Annotated in this window: 16 protein-coding genes and 1 tRNA gene; 12 read left to right on the top strand and 5 right to left on the bottom strand. The window is 34.4% G+C overall.

Annotated features, from left to right (window positions below; translation table 11 throughout):
* The 12 genes from mraY to BLV35_RS01770 all read left to right on the top strand — a co-directional run bounded on the left by mraY (position 1) and on the right by BLV35_RS01770 (position 12,866).
* Positions 1-1,230: a phospho-N-acetylmuramoyl-pentapeptide-transferase gene (gene mraY, locus BLV35_RS01715; protein ID WP_091083856.1), complete on the top strand. Its 1,230-nt coding sequence runs from the start codon at positions 1-3 to the stop codon at positions 1,228-1,230.
* Position 1,231: 1 nt separating this feature from the next.
* Positions 1,232-2,563 (top strand): UDP-N-acetylmuramoyl-L-alanine--D-glutamate ligase, encoded by a 1,332-nt coding sequence (murD, locus tag BLV35_RS01720; protein ID WP_091083859.1) that lies wholly within the window; start codon positions 1,232-1,234, stop codon positions 2,561-2,563.
* Between the two features lie 37 nt (positions 2,564-2,600).
* Positions 2,601-3,890, top strand: a complete 1,290-nt coding sequence (locus BLV35_RS01725) for an FtsW/RodA/SpoVE family cell cycle protein (RefSeq protein WP_091083862.1) — start codon at positions 2,601-2,603, stop codon at positions 3,888-3,890.
* Between the two features lie 47 nt (positions 3,891-3,937).
* Positions 3,938-5,032, top strand: a complete 1,095-nt coding sequence (murG, locus tag BLV35_RS01730; protein WP_091083865.1) for an undecaprenyldiphospho-muramoylpentapeptide beta-N-acetylglucosaminyltransferase — start codon at positions 3,938-3,940, stop codon at positions 5,030-5,032.
* A gap of 18 nt (positions 5,033-5,050) precedes the next feature.
* A complete protein-coding gene (gene murC / locus BLV35_RS01735) occupies positions 5,051-6,400 on the top strand; it encodes a UDP-N-acetylmuramate--L-alanine ligase (RefSeq protein ID WP_091083867.1) in 1,350 nt (449 codons plus the stop codon).
* Entirely contained in the window at positions 6,387-7,109 is a 723-nt protein-coding gene (locus tag BLV35_RS01740) for a cell division protein FtsQ/DivIB (protein WP_091083870.1), read from the top strand. Before murC ends, BLV35_RS01740 begins: the two co-directional genes overlap by 14 nt.
* A gap of 7 nt (positions 7,110-7,116) precedes the next feature.
* Positions 7,117-8,496, top strand: coding sequence for a cell division protein FtsA (gene ftsA / locus BLV35_RS01745; protein ID WP_091083873.1), 1,380 nt, complete (start codon positions 7,117-7,119; stop codon positions 8,494-8,496).
* 59 nt (positions 8,497-8,555) lie between these two features.
* A complete protein-coding gene (ftsZ, locus tag BLV35_RS01750) occupies positions 8,556-10,490 on the top strand; it encodes a cell division protein FtsZ (RefSeq protein WP_091083875.1) in 1,935 nt (644 codons plus the stop codon).
* Between the two features lie 311 nt (positions 10,491-10,801).
* Entirely contained in the window at positions 10,802-11,251 is a 450-nt protein-coding gene (locus tag BLV35_RS01755; protein WP_091083879.1) for a GatB/YqeY domain-containing protein, read from the top strand.
* A gap of 91 nt (positions 11,252-11,342) precedes the next feature.
* Positions 11,343-11,416 (top strand) — tRNA-Arg (locus BLV35_RS01760).
* Between the two features lie 105 nt (positions 11,417-11,521).
* The gene (locus BLV35_RS01765; RefSeq protein ID WP_091083882.1) at positions 11,522-12,331 is read left to right on the top strand and encodes a zinc-dependent peptidase; all 810 of its coding nucleotides are present in this window, start codon (positions 11,522-11,524) and stop codon (positions 12,329-12,331) included.
* A gap of 103 nt (positions 12,332-12,434) precedes the next feature.
* Positions 12,435-12,866 (top strand): CBS domain-containing protein, encoded by a 432-nt coding sequence (locus BLV35_RS01770; RefSeq protein ID WP_091083884.1) that lies wholly within the window; start codon positions 12,435-12,437, stop codon positions 12,864-12,866.
* Positions 12,867-12,927: 61 nt separating this feature from the next.
* On the opposite strand, the gene rpe is transcribed toward BLV35_RS01770, so the two are convergent.
* From rpe to BLV35_RS01795, 5 genes are all read right to left on the bottom strand, one after another.
* Positions 12,928-13,590: a ribulose-phosphate 3-epimerase gene (gene rpe, locus BLV35_RS01775; RefSeq protein WP_091083887.1), complete on the bottom strand. Its 663-nt coding sequence runs from the start codon at positions 13,588-13,590 to the stop codon at positions 12,928-12,930.
* A gap of 595 nt (positions 13,591-14,185) precedes the next feature.
* Complete coding sequence (locus BLV35_RS01780) at positions 14,186-15,049, bottom strand: sigma-70 family RNA polymerase sigma factor (RefSeq protein WP_007137700.1); 864 nt, start codon at positions 15,047-15,049, stop codon at positions 14,186-14,188.
* Between the two features lie 118 nt (positions 15,050-15,167).
* Complete coding sequence (locus tag BLV35_RS01785; protein ID WP_091083890.1) at positions 15,168-16,940, bottom strand: hypothetical protein; 1,773 nt, start codon at positions 16,938-16,940, stop codon at positions 15,168-15,170.
* The gene (locus tag BLV35_RS01790; protein WP_091084819.1) at positions 16,928-18,124 is read right to left on the bottom strand and encodes a DUF4249 domain-containing protein; all 1,197 of its coding nucleotides are present in this window, start codon (positions 18,122-18,124) and stop codon (positions 16,928-16,930) included. The genes BLV35_RS01785 and BLV35_RS01790 overlap by 13 nt, the downstream gene beginning before the upstream one ends.
* 29 nt (positions 18,125-18,153) lie before the next feature.
* Positions 18,154-20,931: a TonB-dependent receptor gene (locus BLV35_RS01795; RefSeq protein WP_091084822.1), complete on the bottom strand. Its 2,778-nt coding sequence runs from the start codon at positions 20,929-20,931 to the stop codon at positions 18,154-18,156.

Genomic DNA, 20,931 nt, shown 5'->3' on the forward strand with positions numbered 1-20,931 from the left:
ATGCTGTATTATTTATTCGAATACTTAAACAAGACATTAAACATTTCGGGAACGGGAGTGTTTCAATACATCACATTTAGATCGGCATTAGCCTTTATTCTTTCTTTGTTGTTGTCTACAATTTACGGGAAAAGAATTATTCGTTTTTTGCAAAATCAGCAAGTTGGGGAGACGGTTCGTGAACTTGGGTTAGCAGGTCAAAATGAAAAAGCGGGAACGCCAACTATGGGAGGGCTAATCATCATATTTGCAACTTTGGTGCCTGTTTTGTTGTTTGCAAAATTGCAAAATATTTACATTTTGTTGTTGATTGTAACGACGTTGTGGATGGGGACAATTGGGTTTGTGGATGATTATATCAAAATATTTAAAAAAGATAAGCAGGGATTAAAAGGGATTTTTAAAGTTTTTGGACAAGTAGGATTAGGTCTTATTGTTGGGACGGTTCTTTATATTAGTCCAGCAGTAACCGTGAGAACGGATACTGGAAAAGGAGATGTTTTTAGTGTTACAACAGAGAACGTTATCACTCAAAGCCCAGTGGAAGAAAAATCTACAGCAACTACAATTCCTTTTTTTAAAAATAATGAATTTGACTATGCTGAACTATTGGCATGGACGGGTGAAGGATATGAAAAGTGGGCTTGGGTAATTTTTATTCCAGTTGTTATTTTTATCATCACAGCTGTTTCAAACGGAGCGAACTTAACAGATGGAATCGATGGACTCGCAGCAGGTACGTCGGCTGTATCAGTATTAGCATTGGGGATTTTTACTTTTGTTTCTGGAAATATTATTTTCTCTAATTATTTAAATATCATGTATATCCCTAATTCGGGGGAAATGACGGTGTTTATAGCTGCATTTGTGGGATCATTAATTGGGTTTCTTTGGTACAACTCTTACCCTGCATCTGTTTTTATGGGTGATACTGGAAGTTTGACTATAGGTGGGATCATCGCGGTTCTGGCGATTGCTGTTCGTAAAGAATTATTAATACCGCTATTGTGTGGTGTATTTTTAGTCGAAAATTTATCTGTGGTATTACAGGTTAGTTATTTTAAATATACCAAAAAACGCTTTGGCGAAGGCCGAAGAATTTTCCTGATGGCGCCGTTGCATCATCATTATCAAAAGAAGGGATATCATGAAAGTAAGATTGTAACCCGATTCTGGATTGTAGCGATATTGTTAGCGATACTTTCGATTATAACTCTAAAATTAAGATAGTATGAGACTAGTAGTTTTAGGCGGAGGAGAAAGTGGAGTAGGTACTGCCATTTTGGGCAAGAAAAAAGGATATGACGTTTTTGTATCTGATTTTGGAAAAATAAAAAACAATTACAAGGAGGTTCTTATCAGTAACGGTATTGACTGGGAAGAGGAAAGGCATACACAGGGTTTGATTTTAAATGCTGATGTAGTCATGAAAAGTCCAGGGATTCCAGAAAAAGTTCCCATTGTAAAGAAACTGATTGAAAAAGGAGTACCGGTGATTTCTGAAATAGAGTTTGCAGCACCTTTCACAAAAGCAGTTACAATAGGAATAACGGGAAGCAACGGAAAGACAACAACAACTATGTTAACCTATCACTTGCTTAAATCAGCAGGATTGAATGTAGGGCTGGGAGGAAACATAGGGAAAAGTTTTGCAGAGCAGGTTGCAGATGACACATACGATTCTTACGTACTTGAATTAAGTAGTTTCCAGTTGGACGGAATTGTAGATTATAAACCGCACATCGCTATCATAACGAATATAAGTCCGGATCATTTAGATCGATACGAATATAATTATCAAAATTATATTAATTCTAAAATGAGAATTACAATGAATCAAACCGAGGATGATTACCTCATTTATGATGCAGATGACGAGGCCATTACAGCATGGTTAGAAAATAATAAAACGAAAGCTAAATTAATCCCTTTTTCCTTGACAAAAACATTCAACGAAGGAGCCTTTATACAAAACAACAAAATGGAAGTAAAAATCAATCAAGATGAATTTTTAATGGAAACAGAATCTATTGCATTAGAAGGAAAACATAATATGAAAAATGCAATGGCAGCAACCTCTGTGGCAAAATTGATGCAAATAAGAAAAGCAACAATCCGTGAAAGTTTATCTAATTTTCAAGGAGTGGAGCACCGTCTTGAGAAAGTATTGAAGATTCAGAATGTACAATATATCAATGATTCCAAAGCGACTAATGTAAATGCTACTTTTTTCGCATTGGATAGTATGAATATGCCAACAGTATGGATTGTTGGGGGTGTTGATAAAGGAAATGATTATAATGAATTGATGTCATTGGTACGTGAAAAAGTGAAAGCTATTATTTGCCTTGGAGTTGATAATAAAAAAATAATTGATGCTTTTGGTAACGTAGTAGATATGATGGTAGAAGTTACCAATATGAATGATGCCGTTAGAATGGCACAACGTTTAACAGAAAAAGGGGATGCCGTTTTATTGTCACCTGCATGTGCGAGTTTTGATTTGTTTGAAAACTATGAGGATAGAGGGAATCAATTTAAACAAGCGGTTCACAATCTTTAGGCGGAAGTCAATATTTTTAAATAATTAAATAATACAAATGAAGCAACTAATAAGCAAATTAAAAGGAGATAAAGTAATATGGTCATTCGTGGCTTTGTTAGCTTTGTTTTCGTTTATGCCTGTTTTTAGTGCCAGTAGTAATTTGGCTTATTTGGGTCATGGAACTGGAAATACTTTGGGTTATTTGGTTAAGCATTTGGCGCATATCTGTATTGGGTTTTTAATTATTTACGGTGTGCATAGAGTGCCGTATCACTATTTTAGAGCAATATCTAAAGTGGCATTACCGGTAGTTTGGATATTGTTGCTATATACATTAGTTAAAGGAACTGTAATTGCAGGAGCAAATGCCAGTAGATGGATTCAGGTTCCTTTTATTGGGATATCGTTTCAGACGTCGACATTGGCTTCGGTTGTGTTATTCATATTTGTTGCGCGTTATTTATCTAAAACTAGAGAAGAACCACTTACTTTTAAGTCTTCACTATGGGAGCTTTGGCTTCCTGTATTTGTTACTCTGATTCTTATTTTACCTGCCAATTTTTCTACTACAGCATTAATTTTCGCAATGATACTGATGTTAGTGTTTATTGGGAAATACCCGTTAAAATACATCGGAGCTATTGTAGGTTCTGGAATTCTATTTCTTGCTTTTTTTGTACTTGTTGCCAAAGCTTTTCCTGATTCCAGATTTTTTAGTAGGGTAACAACTTGGGAAAGTAGAATCGAAAATTTCAGTACGGACAAACCGGATGAAGATGATTACCAAATTGAGAAGGCTAAAATTGCTATTGCATCTGGAAAGATATATGGATTAGGACCTGGAAAAAGTGTTCAGAAGAATTTTTTACCACAATCCTCTTCTGATTTTATTTATGCAATTATAGTTGAAGAATACGGTCTTATAGGTGGTTTTGGGGTTCTAATTCTATATTTATTGTTGCTGTTTCGATTCGTGATAGCTTCACATAAGGCCAATACCCTCTTTGGAAAGTTAGTCGTCGTTGGGCTCGGTTTTCCAATGATATTTCAAGCGATGGTCAATATGGCTGTAGCAGTAGAATTATTACCGGTAACGGGTCAGACATTACCATTGATCAGTAGTGGAGGTAGTTCGATTTGGATGACTTGTTTTGCACTTGGAATTATTATCAGTGTGACTAAAAAGGACGAAGAAATTGAAGAAGAGCTTAAGACTGCTGCTAAACGAGAGGAGGCACTTCAAAAACTAATCGACGCTGAACTAGATTCTGAAAAAGAGGTTGATGAGGATTATTCGATTACAGACAAAGCGACAAACCCAATGAACGCGGTTTTTGATAAATAATATTTTTAAGGGTTAAATTAATTTTTAAACTAAAAAATTTCTATATAATGAGGCAATACAAATTCATATTAAGTGGTGGAGGGACAGGTGGACATATCTATCCTGCGATTGCTATTGCAAATGAATTAAAATTACGCTTTCCTGATGCCGAATTTCTTTTTGTAGGTGCCAAAGATAAAATGGAAATGCAAAAAGTACCTCAAGCTGGTTTCCAAATTAAAGGACTGTGGATTGCGGGTTTACAAAGGAAAATAACTTTGCAGAATTTGATGTTTCCATTAAAATTAGCCGATAGTTTATGGAAAGCAAAACAAATCATAAAAGAGTTTAAACCGGATGTCGTGATTGGAACGGGAGGTTTTGCTAGTGGACCATTATTGAAAATGGCCAGCATGATGGAAATCCCTACGGTAATTCAAGAACAGAATTCATTTCCGGGAATTACGAATAAGTTATTGAGCAAAAAAGCAGATGCAATCTGTGTGGCATATGAAAATTTAGAACGATTTTTTCCAAAAGATAAAATGGTTTTAACGGGGAATCCGGTTCGTCAGGATTTAATTGATATCGATAGTAAAAGAGCAGCTGCAATTGAATACTTTAATTTAGATGCTACTAAAAAAACACTATTAGTTCTTGGCGGAAGCCTTGGGGCAAGGAGAGTAAATCAGTTGATCGAAAAAGAATTAGGAAATATTCAAGACCAAAATGTGCAGGTAATTTGGCAATGCGGGAAATTATATTTTGAGGATTATAAAAAATACAATTCGAATGCTGTTCAAGTTGTTTCTTTTATCGAAAGAATGGACTTTGTGTATGCAGCGGCAGATATTATTATTTCTAGAGCGGGAGCGTCATCAGTGTCAGAGTTATGTATTGTGGGAAAGCCGGTAATTTTTATTCCTTCTCCTAATGTAGCTGAAGATCATCAAACTAAAAACGCAAAAGCGATTGTTGATAAAAAAGGTGCGCTTTTATTGAAAGAATCGGAACTTGAATCAGAGTTTAGCTTGGTTTTTGAAGCGTTATTAAAAGATAAAGGAAAGCAAAATCAATTAAGTGAAAATATCAAACAATTAGCAATGCCTTTGGCGACAAAACAAATTGCTGACGAAATTGTGAAACTAATTAAAACTAAATAAAAACATACTTAAATCAATATGAACTTAAACCAAATACATAACGTCTACTTCATCGGTATCGGTGGCATCGGAATGAGTGCTTTGGCTCGCTATTTTAAAAATATAGGGAAACAGGTTTCTGGTTATGATAAAACTCCTACGGCTTTGACAAAAGAGTTGATAGAGAGCGGTATTGCAATTCATTTTGAAGATAGTATTGATTTGATTCCTAAAGATTATTTCATCGAAAACACCTTAGTTATTATTACACCTGCAGTTCCTAAGACGCATTCTGAATGGAACTATTTTGTGGAACGTGAATATCATATTAAGAAAAGGGCTGAAGTTTTAGGAATAATAACAAAAGACACCTTTTGTTTTGCGGTAGCTGGAACGCACGGAAAAACGACAACTTCCAGTATTTTAGGCCATATTTTGTATGAAAGCGGGGCTGATGTTACGGCTTTTATAGGAGGAATAGTAGAAAATTATAATTCGAATTTAGTAGGTAACGGAAAAACAGTTACCGTAGTAGAGGCTGATGAATTTGATCGTTCTTTTTTGCATTTACATCCTAATATTGCTTGTATTACATCGATGGATGCTGATCATTTAGATATTTACGGGACCAGTGATGCGATTGAAGAGTCATTTGTGGAATTTGCGAATAAAGTAGAAGATAAAAGCAGATTGTTTATAACTAAGGAGCTGCCTTTAGAAGGTGTGACCGTAGCGGTGAATGAAGATGCTGTATATAGTGCGATAAATGTTAGAATAGATAACGGGAGTTACATTTTTGATGTAAAAACTCCAAATGGAATTTTAAAAGATTTTCATTTTGGATTACCTGGAAAGCATAATTTGATGAATGCTTTGATGGCTATCGCAATGGCAATAAATTTCGGCACCCCAACCGATGCCATTGCAATAGCCTTAGCTTCATTCAAAGGAATAAGAAGACGATTTTCTTATCAGATAAAAACGGATGATTTAGTGTATATTGATGACTATGCACATCATCCTACGGAGATTAATGCAGTCTATCAGGCGGTGAGGGAATTATATCCTAGTAAAAAAGTTCTTGCGGTGTTTCAACCTCATTTGTTCAGTAGAACAAAAGACTTTGCTGATGATTTTGCTAAAAGTTTATCTCAATTTGACGAGCTATTGTTGATGGATATTTATCCAGCTCGTGAATTACCAATGGAAGGAGTGACATCGGAATGGTTGTTGAATAAAGTGGATAATCAAAATAAGAAATTAGTCTCAAAAGAGAATGTGATAGGAAGTATTCTTGAAAGTGATGCTCAAATAATAGTGACGATCGGAGCAGGAGATATTGGGGAATTAGTAGGGTCAATTAAAAAATCGCTAAATGAAAATATTTAATTGGACAAATACGAGATTAGTGCTCATGATTGGGGTTGTGATTTTCCTTTTTTCATTTACTTCGAATCGAAATGAAAACAGAAAACTCACTAAATCGGTGGTCGTTTTTGTTGGAGATAATGCTCTTTTTGTGAAAAGAGAAACGGTTAATAAATTGTTAATAGAAAATAAAGAGAATGCTTCAAGCATTGGAAAAGATAAATTAGATTTGAATAAGCTAGAGAGAAGACTGGATTCAAATGAGATGATTGAGAAATCAGATGTATTTGTGAGTATAGATGGTGTTCTAAAAGCAGTAGTAAAACAAAAGACTCCGGTGGCACGGGTTTTAGATGGGAATGGCTCTTTTTATATTGATTACGAGGGAGGTATAATGCCATTGTCAACTAATTTTACGGCCAGAGTTCCGCTTGTTTCGGGGATGATTAATAGAAAAAATAGCGAAAAATATGCCCAAGTATTTCGGGTGATTTATGACGATGATTTTTTGAAAAAAAACATCATTGCTGTTCAGATTATGCCCAACGGAAGGTTGAAAATGCTGAATAGGAATTATAATTATGAAATTGATTTTGGAAATGTCACAGATATGGAACAAAAATTCAAAGATTATAAGGCCTTTTTTCAAAAAGCAGTTTTAGATAGTTCGTTGTATAAGTATAAAAAAATAGACCTCAGATTTACAAAACAAGTAGTTTGCACTAAATAAATAGATAATGGAAAAAGAGAATGTTGCAGTGGGTCTAGATATTGGGACTACAAAAATTGTTGCCATGATAGGCAAGAAGAATGAATATGGTAAGTTGGAAATTCTAGGAGTTGGTAAATCTAAAAGTTTAGGTGTTGCCAGAGGGGTGGTAAATAATATTACACAAACCATTCAATCAATTCAACAAGCAATTCAAGAAGCTGAGAATAACTCAGGTTATAAAATCAAGGATGTTGTTGTAGGAATTGCGGGTCAGCACATACGCAGTATTCAACATACGGATTATATCAGTAGAAATAATCCCGAAGAAGTAATAGGAGGTGATGACATTCAACTTCTGATTGATCAAGTGAACAAGTTGGCCATGTTGCCAGGGGAAGAAATAATTCATGTTTTACCTCAAGAATTTAAAATTGATGGTCAATCTGAAATCAAAGAGCCTATAGGAATGTATGGCGGAAGATTAGAGTCTAGTTTTCACGTTGTAGTAGGACAAGCATCGTCAATTAGAAATGTGGGGCGTTGTATTCAAAGTTCAGGAATTGAATTATCAGGATTGACATTAGAACCATTAGCATCATCTGACGCTGTATTGAGTCAGGAAGAGAAAGAAGCTGGAGTTGCCTTGATTGATATAGGTGGAGGAACAACAGATTTAGCTATTTTTAAAGATGGAATTATACGCCACACTGCCGTAATTCCTTTTGGAGGAAATGTGATTTCTGATGATATAAAAGAAGGATGTTCAATCATTGAAAAACAAGCGGAATTACTGAAAGTAAAATTTGGTTCAGCTTGGCCAGGTGAAAATAGAGATAACGAAATTGTTTCTATTCCTGGATTAAGAGGAAGAGAACCAAAAGAAATTTCTTTGAAAAACTTGTCAAAAATAATTCACGCACGTGTTGTGGAAATTGTAGAGCAAGTTTTTACGGAAATCAAAGCGTATGGACATGAAGACCCGCGCAAGAAATTAATTGCAGGAATCGTTCTTACAGGTGGAGGTGCACAATTGAAACATATTAAGCAGCTAGTAGAGTACATCACGGGAATGGATACCAGAATAGGATATCCAAACGAGCATTTAGCTGGTGACTCTGATGAAGAATTCTCTAGTCCATTATATGCTACAGCAGTAGGATTAGTAATGAACAGCATTGAGAATAAAACACAAAGTGCGGTGAGAATGGATGAAATAGCTCCGCCAAAAGCAGCGGTATATCGCGCTCCTGTTGTTGAAAGTTATGATAGAAGAGAGGAAGAAGAGGAAGAGGTTGAGACAAGGACTAAAGCGAATAAGGAAGAATCTACTGGAGACAAGATAAAAAGATCATTTTTTGATCGTTATGTTGACAAGATTAAAGATTTTTTAGATAACGCAGAATAAGGGCATCGTCCCAAATTAAAAATACAACAATTAATAATTAATATCAAAAACCAAATAAAATGATGAGCAACTCAGAATTTGGAAGTATTTCATTTGATTTACCAAAAAACCAATCAAATGTAATCAAAGTAATTGGTGTAGGTGGAGGCGGAAGCAACGCTATAAACCACATGTTTAAACAAGGAATTAAAGGAGTAGACTTTATTGTTTGTAATACTGATTCTCAGGCATTGCAAAGCAGTTCAGTTCCTAATAAAATTCAACTTGGTGTGAACTTAACTGAAGGACTTGGTGCAGGAGCAAATCCTGACGTAGGCCAACAATCAGCTATAGAAAGTATCGCTGAAATCGAAAAGATGTTGGATCGCAATACTAAGATGGTCTTTATCACTGCAGGAATGGGTGGTGGTACCGGTACCGGTGCTGCGCCAGTAATTGCACAATTAGCTAAAGAAAGAGAAATTCTTACTGTAGGTATTGTAACACTTCCATTCTTATTTGAAGGTAAAGTTCGTCAAGAGCAAGCTAAAATAGGAATCGAAAAACTACGCAAACAGGTAGACTCTTTAATTGTTATCAATAACAATAAATTAAGAGAAGTATATGGAAATCTTGGTTTCAAAGCTGGGTTTTCAAAAGCTGATGAAGTTTTGGCTACTGCGTCTAGAGGAATTGCAGAAGTTATTACACATCACTATACTCAAAATATCGATTTACGTGATGCTAAGACAGTTTTGTCTAATAGCGGAACTGCGATAATGGGATCGGCTGTTTCCGAAGGTGAAAACAGAGCTAAAGAGGCGATTGTGTCTGCTTTAGATTCTCCTTTACTAAATGATAATAAAATCACAGGTGCCAAAAACGTATTGTTGCTCATCGTTTCAGGTTCTAACGAAATCACTTTAGATGAAATAGGAGAAATTAACGACCATATTCAAAATGAAGCGGGTCACAATGCCAATATTATTATGGGTGTTGGTGAAGACGAAACATTGGGTGATGCCATTGCAGTTACTATTATTGCAACGGGTTTTGATATTGAACAACAAAATGGAATTGTAAACACAGAGCCAAAAAAAATAATTCATACATTAGAGGATGAGCAAAGAAGTGTTCATAATCTATCACAAAATACAGTAGCAGCATTCGATTTAAATGCTGAAAAAACGGTTTCAAGTTCTGATGAAAGAGTTGTTTTTGATTTAGTAGAAGATGATGAAACTCCAGAAGTAGTAGTTCCTGTTGTAGGAAACGAAGATTTGATGGCAATGTCAGAGTTTATTAAGAACTTAGATGTTACTTTCGAAATCGTTTCTCCTATCAAGGATATTGATTTCACTTTTACTACTCCAAAAGTGGCAGAAGTAAAAGAAGTACAACAGCCTAAAGCGATAGAAAGACAAGAACAAACTACTTTCTCTTTTGATTTGCCAATACACAAACCGGAACCAGTACAAAAAGTGGAAGAGGATAAAGTATTGTTTGAATTAACTAACGAGACACGTGAGATCAAAGTGAACCAACCGGTTCAATTTGTACCCGTGACTGAATTGTCAGACAAAGGGATTATTAAATATTCTCTTGAAGAGTACATGGAGGCTGAAGATACTTTTACAACTTCTAAACCAGTTGCAAAAGTAGTTGAAGAAGTTATTCCTGCTGAGTTAAATATTACGATGAAGCAAGTCGATAGGGCAGCAGAGGCACCTTCAAGATTTGAGGAAATTTCTCCTATGGAAATGACAATTGAAGAAACTTTGAAGCTTAGAGCTGATGAGAGAAGAAAGAAACTAAAAGAATTCAATTACAAGTTTCATAACAATGTATCTAAAATTGATGAGTACGAAAGAGAGCCTGCTTATAAAAGATTAGGAATAGACATCTCAAATACACAGTCAAACAATACAAATTCGAGAATATCTGTTGGAACTGATAGCAACAATGATTTACAGTTGCGTTCTAACAACTCTTTTTTACATGACAATGTAGATTAACACTCACATAAACCAATATGATTTAACCCGAAAATTGAATTTAATTTTCGGGTTATTTTTTTTATCTTCGCACACATAATGTAGGGTTTTATTTTTAGGGCCTTAATCCTGCTGTCGTTTCAAGATTTTTCTTGAAAATGCTTTTTTCAAAGCCCTTAAAAGAGCTTCCTTTGGTCGCTTTTTAAGTTCAAGAAAAAATGCGATTTCTCAAAAAATGCTTTTTACTACCATCAGGGGCAAAAAATATAACTTTTTGCACAAATCACTAATAAGTAAACTAGGCAACATTGCTTAATTAAATAAAAAGAAAAATGAGTTTATCAATACAAATCATGGATGATATTAAAACTGCCATGAGAGCTAAAGATACAGTAGCTTTAGAAGCTTTAAGAGCAATTAAATCGGAGATTCTTTTAGCTCAAACCGCTTCAGGTTCAAAAGAGGAAATTACTGCAGCAGACGAAATTAAATTACTTCAAAGATTAGTTAAAACCCGTAAGGACAGCGCTAAAATATTTACGGAGCAAAACCGTATGGATTTAGCGGAGCCAGAATTGGCACAAATCGCTGTAATTGAAAAATTCTTACCCGCTCAATTAAGCGAAGCAGAAGTAGAAGTGGTGATCGCAAAAATCATCGCAGAAACAGGTGCTTCAGGAATTGCTTCAATGGGTAAAGTAATGGGGTTAGCATCAGCTCAATTAGGAGGAACTGCCGAAGGAAAAACAATCTCTGCAATTGTAAAAAAACTATTGGTTTAAAAATAAAATTCAGATTGCTGAATTTGGATATTTAGTTTAAAGGTTTTAAATCTAAAATCAACAATCGTTAATCCAAAATCAGAAATCTTTAGGCTGAGTAGTTCAACTGGATAGAATATCAGATTTCGACTCTGAGGGTTGCAGGTTCGAACCCTGTCTCGGCCACATAAATAGAAGTAACAAAATGACAAAATAATTTTGCCGTTTTGTTGCTTTTTTTGTTTTTAAATGTGATAGTTTTGAAGGAACAATACTGCAAAGACGATAAAGATGATTACTGCGATTCAATTTTTTCTAATTGTATTACTCGGCATTAGTATAGCCGTAATTATTGTTGAACCTATATATGTGTTTGTTTTTAATAAACCGTTTTATATTCATTGGTATCCATTTAGAAGAAAACTTAGTCATATACAACGGGATATTCTAAGAAAGGAATGCGCTTTTTATCAAAGCTTATCAGCTAAGAGAAAGCTTTTTTTTGAGCATCGTACGGCCACTTTTATCGCTAAATATAGATTTTTTGGAAAAGGCAATTTTGTCGTTACGGATCAGTGTAAGGTGTTAATTGCTGCTACATATGTGATGATGACTTTTGGAATGCGACATTATCTGATTGAGATTTTTAATAAGATAATCATTTATCCACAGCATTATTTATCCACAATAAGTAATGAATATCATAAGGGTGAATTCAATCGGGGACTGAAAGCTGTAGTTTTCTCATGGAAAGACTTTCAGGAAGGGTTTCTTTTTGATAATGATAATTTGAATCTTGGCATACATGAGTTTAGCCATGCTTTGTACTTTCATGGATTGAAGAGCAGGGACCAAAGTGCTGTCGTTTTTTCGAGTACTTATGTTAAAATACAAGAATATTTAGTCCAACCTAATACACTAGAACAACTAGTTTTATCTAATTATTTTAGAATTTATGCCTATACAAATCAGGTGGAATTTTTAGCCGTGATTTTAGAACATTTCTTCGAAACACCTCATATTTTCAAGAAGGAGTTTCCGGAACTTTATAATAATGTTAGGGACATGATCAATTTCGATGAAAAAGATTCAATTTCGTGAATTTAGTTTTTAGAAAGATAATCAGGCCGTTATTAATTGTGGCAGTTTGCTATGATCTGCCTTTTTAGTTGTAAATTTAAGTTCAATTAAAAACGATGATGTCATGAAAGAGAATGTACCAGTGTCCGTAATTATGACTAAGAATGTAGTAAAGCTAAATCTTTCGGATGATTTAACAAAGGCGGAAGCCTTGTTTAAAAAGCATAAAATCAGACATATTCCAGTTGTGAATAACCACAAAATAATTGGGTTGCTCAGTTATACTGATTTGTTGAGGGTTTCGTATGCAGATGCAGTCGATGATCAGGCTAAGGATGTGGAGTCGATAGTTTTTAATATGTTTACCGTTGGTCAGGTAATGGCAAAAGATATAATTGAGATTTCTTCCGAGACCACTATAAAGGAAGCTGCTGAAATTTTGGCTAGTAATGAATTTCATGCTCTTCCCGTTTGCGATAATGATATTTTATTAGGGATTGTAACCACAACTGATTTAATTAAATATTTATTGGATCAGTACAAAGACGTAATATAAAAAAAGTCCCATGCTAAAGTTGTAGCACGTCACTTCTCTTCTTTTATAAAAGAAACATTTTTTAGATGGCTGTCAACTTTTTCAAATCGGCAATAGTTGCGATTGGGTCAGCAGCTTTAAATACATAGCTACCTGCTACCAGAACATCTGCTCCTGCTTCTACAAGTTGCTTTGCGTTTTTGTTAGTAACCCCACCATCTACTTCAATTATTGTTGTTGCTCCTTTTCTAGTGATCAAAGCTTTTAGTTTCTGAACTTTTGCATAGGTGTTTTCAATAAAGGATTGTCCTCCAAATCCTGGATTAACACTCATGATACAAACCAAGTCGATATCATTGATAACGTCCTCTAACAAGTCAATATTAGTATGTGGGTTGATTGCTACTCCGGCTTTCATTCCTTCTGCTTTGATGGCTTGTAATGTTCTGTGAAGATGTGTGCAAGCTTCATAGTGTACGCTTAGTATATTAGCGCCTAATTCAGCAAAAGTTTTGATGTAACGGTCTGGGTCTACGATCATCAAATGTACATCAATCGTTTTTTTAGCATGTTTGTTAATCGCTTCCAATACTGGCATTCCGTATGAAATGTTTGGAACAAAAACACCGTCCATGATATCAATATGAAACCAGTCTGCTTCACTATTGTTAATCATTTCGATGTCGCGTTGCAGATTTCCAAAATCGGCGGCCAATACTGATGGTGCAATAAGTGTGTTTTTCATTGTGTTGTTGTTTAACCTGAGTTTGTTTCAGATTCTTTAGTTGTAGTTTCTGCAAAATTAGGTTATTTAAAACAAATGCGAAAGTTTTTTTGCGGGGACAACTTCAGGAAGAAACCGGTTTAATGCGTAAGGGATTACAATGGAAATCCTTTTTTATTTGTGGAGCGATAGCGTAAGAAATAAAAAAGATTGTAATGGAAAGCCCGACCCGAAGTTTTTACGAAGGGTTACGCCCAAATCAATTGCAATTACAAAAATCAATTACAATAAAAATAACAGCGGCAGTTTTCAATTCCCCTTTTTGGGGTAGGGGCTAATAATAAAAAACTCCGGACACGAGTCTGAAAGACGAACTGAGCGAAGCTAAACCCGAGAGCTTAGCTCGAACAGACCGAGAGTTTTTTTGATAAAAAATAAAACTCCGGAAACCCGAGAGCTTAGCTCGAACAGACCGAGAGTTTTTTTGATAAAAAATAAAACTCCGGTAATCAGCCGGAGTTTCAATCATCAATCAAAAAACGAACAGTCAATCAAACTGTTGTTCATTTTGAATTAAAATCGTTAATAGTTTAACCATTTTAATTGGGGAATATTTTTAACCTAGGTAGGTTTTAAGTATTTTACTTCTAGAAGTATGTTTCAATCTACGGATTGCTTTTTCCTTGATTTGACGTACACGCTCACGAGTTAGGTCGAAAGTTTCTCCAATTTCTTCAAGAGTCATTGGGTGTTGGTCACCAAGTCCAAAGTATAAACGAACTACATCAGCCTCTCTTGGAGTCAATGTTTCTAATGAACGTTCGATTTCAGTACGTAAAGATTCGTGGATTAATTCTCTGTCTGGGTTTGGAGATTCACCTGAACGCAATACATCGTATAGGTTAGAATCTTCTCCTTCAACAAGAGGTGCATCCATAGACAAGTGACGACCAGAGTTTTTCATAGACTCTTTTACATCATTTACTGTCATATCTAATTCTTTTGCAATTTCCTCAGCAGATGGTGGACGCTCGTTAGATTGCTCTAATAAGGCATACATTTTGTTGATTTTATTGATAGAACCAATTTTATTTAAAGGCAAACGAACGATACGAGATTGTTCTGCCAAAGCTTGTAGTATCGATTGACGAATCCACCATACAGCGTACGAGATGAATTTAAAACCACGTGTTTCATCAAAACGTTGAGCCGCTTTAATAAGACCTAGGTTTCCTTCGTTAATTAAATCAGGAAGTGTTAATCCTTGATTTTGGTATTGTTTTGCTACCGAAACAACGAAACGTAAATTTGCTTTTGTTAATTTTTCAAGGGCTTTTTGATCCCCGGCTTTAATCTTTTGTGCTAATTCTACTTCTTCGTCAGCGGTAATAAGGTCAACTTTTCCAATTTCTTGTAAATATTTGTCTAATGAAGCAGTTTCACGATTAGTTACCTGCTTGGTGATTTTAAGTTGTCTCATGTTTTTGTGTCCTCAGTTTTAAAGTGTACTGGTAGTTATACGTATCAAGTTGCAAAAAAGTTACAAAAGGGTTGAAATTATTTTAATAAAATAATCTAAAGCATGTGGATTAATAAAATCACTTTACCTCTATGATCTCTTTTATAGAAACGGGAGTGCCTTTTGCAGAAAAACCTTCAAGTCTTATTTCAAATGTTCCAGATACATCTGAGGTGTAAAATTCAATAGAGTCTTCAGTGTTTTCTAAAGTTATTCTGGGATTCCAAAATAGTTGATTTCTAAAGTCAGGAATTCTATTATTTTTTAATATGTCAGCATGATCTATTTTATAATATTCTTTCTTAAGTAAGGGCCTCATAATTGCGGGTTTTATAATGTCGTCTCCAGTCTGGGCACTTATAAAATCGTTGTTAAAAGTCGTGAAAGTAATTACCCCATTATATATTTTAGGGCCATAGTAATATTGACCTGACTTAGTGTTAACTTTATAAATGGTTTTCATTTTGTAATTAATCAGTTCATTTGCATTTTGTAATAATAGGCCGTCTATGAGGACTAGAGCGGGATCTTGTAATTGAGGATAGATATCTGGATTCAAGACATGTAAAAAGTAATCTTGACCTTCTTGTTTGATGTTTATGTCCGTAGCAATTTCGGTGGCAGTTTCCTTTAATGTTTTAAATCTTGTGAAATCATCGAGAATATATTCTTTGGTTGTTAATAATAATGATGTTTTGTCAGTAACTGTTTGGACGATGGTGTCTGCTTTTTTTAGAGAGTAAGCATTTTCAATTTGACTTGCAATAGACCTGTTAAGGATATTTTCTCTTAAGTCTGAAGTTAATGTAAAACTTGGTTGTGTCATTATTTTCGAATAGTCAATCTCAGAAGGACTATCAACCGTTAGGAGATAGTCGCGGCGATTTTCAGCAACAATTTGAATCGTAATATTTGGGCTATAATAGGCTTTGTTCAGATTGAAAATAAACGCACCATCGGAATTTGTTTTAACAATTTGAAAAGCAAATGACTTTCCTGGAATAGATAAAGCAACGGCTATGTTTTGAATTTGATTTGAATTGTTCTTTGATGTTATTTTTCCCGAAATCATTTCACCACGGAGTTCTGGTAGAACTAGTTGTCCTTCTGTATTTTTGAATGTCGCTGATACGTTATGTGTGTTTTTAACAAATTGATTAGCTGTTAGTTGTTCTGTTGTGGGTAAGTCTTCTGTTTTTCTAACGGAAAGAGAATAACTTCCTTTTACAGCTTCTGAGGTTAAGGGGTTAATTTTTATAGAGACCTTTTCACGATTTGAGAATATGTTTTTATTGATTTCTAGTTTTAAATCTTGAAGTTTTGTAGAAGCTACATTTTTTGAATCTTTGAAGGCTATTTTTAGTTCACTTTTTAAATGAAGTGTGTCAGATATAATGGGATTTTTCTGTTCCGCACTGTTTACTTCAAATGGATTTATTATTGTGATATCCATTTGAAATAGTTGGGAAACGGATTGATTTAACATCCAGCTTGTATATCCTATGAGCTTATAATTACCAGTTTTGAAGGTAGTAGGTACAAAATAATCGCCTTGACCTGTAGAGTTGTCCAAGAAAAGTTTAGTTCGAAGTAGGCTATTGTTATTATTGTCTATGAGTTCAACATAGGCTACTTTACTTGTAGTAGAAAGCGTTTTGTCGGATGCTTTTAGGCAATATATTTTGTAGTATAATGTTTCTCCAGAAACAAATGTTGTTGCATTTGTATGGATGAATACAGTTTCGTCTATGATGTTATTATCATTGTCTAATGGTGGGTTTTGCTGCGCTAATAAGGGTAGTCCGTTAAGTAGTAACAGACCTAATAGCAAAAGATGTCTTAATCTATCCAAAATGAAGGTTTTATGTTAGATGAAAATGAAGTGCAGTCGCCGCATGGTGTTGGATACAGATAATAAGTAAATGGTGAATCGGGTCCAATTCTATACGCATACGTTAAAGTATGATTTTCAATTTTTTCAATTAGTTCCTCTCCCTTGCATTTTTCACCAAAACCAAAACAAAACAGATAAGATTCAATGTCGCATTCAGTATAGTAAGGAGGAAGAGGCTCTTTTGGAAATAAATCGCTATAGTTGAAGAAAAATCTTTTTGAGGAAACTGAGGCGACATCAAAAAAACCAATTATTTTTTCATTTGTGTTATCAACGGATTTTAAATTTCCGTAGAAAAAACCAGGTTGGTTTTGAGATAAAAGACTACCGTTTCCAGATGTTTTTTTCAAAGTGCTATAAAAGGTATAAGCAGCTAAGCTCTCTACATATTGTTTTACTAGTATACTGTATCTGTGAGATATAATGTAATTTTGGTCGCTTATGAATCGTACGAGATAATTCACGCGGTCTGATTTTTGTTCAGCTGTACTCGCTAGAAGAAGTGCTGTGTTGTTTTTTGTGCTGTAGCATATTTCAGTTTCAGGTGAATTAGGTACTCTATCTACTGTTCGGGGATCTAATACAACAAGCTTTTCCCTTGTCCATTGTGGCGCTACAATTTTATAAGTCTCTTCGTATTCGTATCTATAGTATTTGGAATTATTAGTTGGGTCGTAACTGTTTACATGAATAGCAACTCCTCTCTCTCCATTTTTTATATCAACAGTTGCATTTATTTCTTCTAATTCGTTTACGGTGGTTAAAGCCTCAGCTGAGGATTTGTATGATCTACCATCGTTGGTGTTAATAGTCAAGGTGTATTTTCTTCCGGGAATTGCCTCAAACTCTAATTTAGAAACATATTTTTCAGATTGTTCTTCAAAGTCGTACTTATTGCCAGAATCATCTGTTATATATACTTCTGCTTGTGCTTCGGTTTTTGTTTCCGTATCTTCAAATCGAGCGGTCTTTGTGATTTTTATCTCTTGTTTTTTAAGCTCATTTGTTATAGTGGCTTCTACTACCAGTACCTCTTCAAAGGTGTTAGTTTGTAAAATATAGGTTTCTGTACAGCCATTTGTAATAAAACTGCATAGTAGTAGAAGTAGTATTACTATTTTACGAGAAAGATGTTTTTTCATTTTCTTAAATTTTATTTGTGTTGCTATCATTAAAATTTAAAATTATAGGTTATACTTGGTATTGGGATAGAAAAAATAGAGGTTTTGTAAGCTTTTATTTGACCATCATTTTCTGTTACAAAATAGACAGAGTAAGGGTTGCTTCTTCCTAGAACATTATATATGGATATGTTCCAGAAACTATGTGCCAATTTTTTTATTTTATGATTGCCTTCAATGTTGACTCCTATATCTAGACGGTAATAATCCTCAATCCTATATTTATTTCGGTCACTATATAAAGTGTATTCAGCATTATTGTATACATAAGCACCGATTGGGTAGGTGATAGGTCTTCCTGTTTGATAAACGAAATTTGAAGAGATGCTATATCTTTTTGTTAGTTTATAATTTAGAACAGCGGTTACATCATGGGGTTTGTCAAAATTAGCTGGAAAATAGTTTCCGTTATTTACTTTTTCCTCATTGAATTCACTATCCATTTTTATATAGGTGCGTGAATAAGAGTATCCTAGCCACCCGTTTAATCTCCCCATTTGTTTTTTTAATAGTAACTCAATACCGTATGCTTTTCCTTGACCTTGTAAAAGCTCTGTTTCAATGTTCTTATTTAAAACTAATTGAGCACCTACTTTATAGTCAAGAATGTTTTTGGATCTTTTATAATATCCTTCTAAACTGAGTTCTAATATATCATCGTTTAAGTTCTTATAAAGACCTAAGGAATATTGTTGCGCACTTTGTGGATCTACATTTGAATCCGAAAGTTTCCAAGAGTCTGTTGGGGACTGCGTTACATTATTTGAAAGTAAATGGATAAATTGATATGTTTTATCATAGCTAGCTTTGATCGAAAAGCTATCAGTGAAGGAATAACGAGCTGCAAAGCGAGGTTCTATACCATTAAAGGTTTTAATGACTTCATTTTTAGCGAAATGATTTTCTCCAATTACGGTTGCGTCATTAAGGGGGACGTTCGGAGCATAGACCCTTTGTGTTGATTCTCCTAAAGAGGCGTAAAAAGAATAACGTAATCCATAATTAATCAATAGTTTATTACTTACCTTAAATTCGTCTGAAACATATAAGGCGGATTCTAGGCCTTTTTCACTTTGAATATTTATCGGTAGTAATAACGATTCTGTTTTTTTCGGGCTTAGAAAACCTGGGTCTATATTGTACAACTTACTTGAAAGACCATAGTTTAGTTTGTGCTTGTCATTTAATAAAGTATTAAATTTTAGTAATACTTGTTTCTCATCTATTTTATATCCAAAATCAAAGGCGTTTGTACCTTCGGTGTCGTAGTCTATGTTGAATTTGTATTCGCTATTTGTAAAAATTAAAGCGGCTTTATTCTTTTTATTAAACGTATGATCCCATTTCAGGGCTGCTAGTCTGTTACTGTATTTATATAAAGAGTCAGATGTTAATCTAAAACGATCGTGACTATAATTCAATGTTAATTCAACAGCATTTTTTTTGTCTATAGTATGGTTGTATTTGATGATGCCATCGTAAAAACCAGCTTCACTTTTTTTCAAAGATTCATCATTCAATGATTTTAGGACCCAATCTGAGTAAGTAGATCGCGCACCAACTAGTAGACTGGCCTTGTTTTTTATGACTGGAAAACTGACACTGATATTGCTTGTGATTATTCCAATTCCACCTTCTCCTGATACCTTTTCAGAATCCCCATTCTTTGTGATTACCTCAAAAACAGAAGATAATCGTCCTCCAAATTCTGTTGGAATACTTCCTTTGTAAATATTGGCTTTACTTGCGGTATATGGGTTAATTGCAGAGAAAAAACCGAAAAAATGTTGTGGATTATAAAGGACAGCATTGTCAAGAAGAATTAAGTTTTGGTCTTCCTTTCCTCCTCTGACATTAAATCCTGCAGATCCCTCTCCAGTTGTTTTTATTCCAGGAAATGTGGTTGCCACCTTCAAGATGTCTAATTCACCAAGAATTAGAGGAATGTTTTTAATGTTTTTAATGTCTATCGAAACCAATCCCGAAATTACCGTTTCGACAGCTCTTTTTTCTTTGTTATGGACTATTATTTCATCTAATTGATTTGCTTTATCAGCGACTTCAATATCGAGTTTTCCATCTTTGTAAACCATAACGGTTTTTATGATTTTCTGATGGATGATGGATGTTGTTTCTATAGTATTAATTCCGCCGGGGACTTTTAATATGTAGTAACCTTCCTTGTCTGTGACGGTACTTATGTTTTTGCTTTTTACCCTTACGGCGATATCGGGTTCTGGTTTTTGAGTGATTGCATTTTTGATATATCCCGACAGTAAATAAAAATGCGTAGTATCCTTTTTTGTTTCTTTACCAATAAACGTAATTGTAGAATTCTTTTTGTAGTTATTAACTGAATCATATTGGCGATAAAACACAGGGTTTTCCGTAGTTATATTTGGGTTTTTAACTGAAGTATTTGTGGGTGTAGCAAAATAATTAGCTGCTAATTTATCGTAAATTAGACTATTATTAGTAAGTATTATCTTGTTTTGTAAAACAATAAAGTTTAATGTTGTTTTACTGAATACACTATTTAACAGTGACTCAATTGTTACGTTGCGATAAGCGCCGGAAATTAAACTCTTGTCAGCTTGAATCCAGTCAAGATCAAAGTAAAATTTATATGGAGTTTTAGATTCAATTAATTGTATCGCTTCCATTCTACTTATATCTTTAAATTCAATAGATATAGTGTTATTCGTTTGTTGAGCAAATACTAATTGATTTACAATTATAAAGCATAGTGTTACTATAAGTTTTTTCAT

The sequence above is a fragment of the Flavobacterium gillisiae genome (assembly GCF_900107635.1).
Classification (GTDB): domain Bacteria; phylum Bacteroidota; class Bacteroidia; order Flavobacteriales; family Flavobacteriaceae; genus Flavobacterium; species Flavobacterium gillisiae.